Origin of the sequence: Streptomyces sp. NPDC052496, from assembly GCF_040679095.1 — a bacterium.
In the GTDB taxonomy this organism is placed as follows: Bacteria; Actinomycetota; Actinomycetes; order Streptomycetales; family Streptomycetaceae; genus Streptomyces.
Map to the genome: position 1 here is coordinate 1 of NZ_JBFAUH010000066.1, position 1,913 is coordinate 1,913.

Below are 1,913 nucleotides of genomic sequence, written 5' to 3' on the forward strand. Positions count from 1 at the left end.
TCATGCGGGGCCTGCGGTCCAGTCGGCGAGGCGGGCGCGGACCCAGTCGGTGACGGGCGCTACGCCGTGGTCGTCCTTGAGGCTGGTGAAGACCACGGGCAGCTCGCCGCGCTGGGCCTTGGCGTCGCGGGCCATGCCGGCGAGGTCGACGCCGACGTGCGGGGCCAGGTCGGTCTTGTTGATCACCAGCAGGTCGGCGGTGGTCACGCCGGGCCCGCCCTTGCGGGGGATGTCGTCCCCGCCGGCCACGTCGATGACGAAGATCTGCGCGTCCACCAGCCCCCGGGAGAAGGTGGCGGTCAGGTTGTCCCCGCCGGATTCGACCAGGATCAGATCCAGCGGGCCGGCCGCCTCCTCCAGGTCCTCGACCGCTTCGAGGTTGGCGGAGATGTCGTCCCGGATGGCGGTGTGCGGGCACGCCCCGGTCTCCACGGCACTGATCCGCTGGGGCGGCAGCACCGCCTGGCGCAGCAGGAACTCCGCGTCCTCGCGGGTGTAGATGTCGTTGGTGACCACCGCCAGCGACAGCTGGTGGCGCAGGGCCCGGCACAGCGCGGCGACGGTGGCGGTCTTGCCGGTGCCCACCGGCCCGCCCAGCCCGATCCGCAGCGCACGCCGGCTGCCGTCCGCCCGCCGGGCGGCGGCAGCACTGTAGCTGTGCCGGTGGGGGAAACGCTCATCGAGGTCGTGGTCGAGATGCACGGCTGCTCCAAAAAACGGATCGGGTCGGGTCAGGTCGGATCGGGTCAGGTCGGATCGGGTCGGGCGGACGGCGGATGACGGACGGCGGGCGGTGGGCGGCGGACGGCGGACGGCGGATGACGGACGGCGGATGACGGACGGCGGGCGGTGGGCGGCGGGCGGTGGACGGCGGATGACGGACGGCGGGCGGTGGGCGGTGGACGGTGGACGGCGGATGACGGACGGCGGATGACGGACGGCGGGCGGTGGGCGGCGGGCGGTGGACGCCGGATGACGGACGGCGGGCGGTGGGCGGTGGGCGGTGGACGGCGGATGACGGACGGCGGATGACGGACGGCGGGCGGTGGGCGGCGGATGACGGACGGCGGATGACGGACGGCGGGCGGCGGGTGGTGGGTGGTGGATGGGACGTTGCGGCGGTGGCCGCGCCGTGCGACCGGGCGCGGACAGGGCCCCGGTACGGACGGGACGCGGGCGCGGGCGGGGCGCGGGCGCCGGTGCGGGCGCCGGGGCTTTAGGAGGCGAACAGCCGCACCGGCCAGGCCGCGTGCTGCGCGGCAGTGATCTCCAGCAGCGGCCCCGACGCCGCCGGCAGCGCCCCGGTGCCCTCCGCAGGCACCCGGCCGGCCGCCGCGACGGCCTGCCCGGCCACCCGCTCCAGCGGCGCGGCCAGACGCGCCAGCACCGCACTGGCCTCGAAGGGATCCAGGCCCAGCAGGCGCACCGCCGCGGTGGCCGGCCCGCTGACGCTCTCATAGGCGGCGGCAACGGCCGCATCCCGCGGCCCCAGCCCGGCCGAACGGGCCGCCAGCCCCAGCACCACCGGCTGATGCGCCCCGCGCGGCCGGGCCGCGGCCAGCGCATCCAGCTCCGCCCCCGGCCACGCAGCCCGCGCCGCCCGCATCATCTGCCGCCCCAGGCGCCGGGCCACCAGCCGCAACGCCGGCACCGGGGTTCGGGCGTCGGCGGCCTCGTCCAGCGCCAGCACCTCGCACCCGCCCGCCGCCGCGGCCGCCAGCGCCGCCGCCACCAGCCCCGCGGTATGCAGCCGCCCCTGGCAAAACGCCTCCAGACTCGCCGCATCCCGAATCCGCCCCGCCTCCACCGCCGCCTCCGCCCCACCGGAATGAGCATGCCCACCCGCCGGAAACCGCCCGTCCGCCAGGACCAGCAACGCCGCCCCACTCATCCCCACACCCCACTTCCCCACT

The 1,913-nt window shown here is 76.9% G+C and carries 2 protein-coding genes; both read right to left on the reverse strand.

What is annotated here, in order from left to right; genetic code table 11:
- On the reverse strand, window positions 1-702 hold the full coding sequence (gene ureG / locus AB0L45_RS39385; RefSeq protein WP_365848617.1) for an urease accessory protein UreG: 702 nt from the start codon (window positions 700-702) through the stop codon (window positions 1-3).
- Between the two features lie 514 nt (window positions 703-1,216).
- Window positions 1,217-1,891, reverse strand: a complete 675-nt coding sequence (locus AB0L45_RS39390; protein WP_365848618.1) for an urease accessory UreF family protein — start codon at window positions 1,889-1,891, stop codon at window positions 1,217-1,219.
- Between the last annotated feature and the right edge of the window lie 22 nt (window positions 1,892-1,913).

Excerpts from the sequence above, each read along its gene's own strand:
- AB0L45_RS39390 (WP_365848618.1), bottom strand. The coding sequence starts at position 1,891 with ATGAGTGGGGCGGCGTTGCTGGTCCTGGCGGACGGGCGGTTTCCGGCG.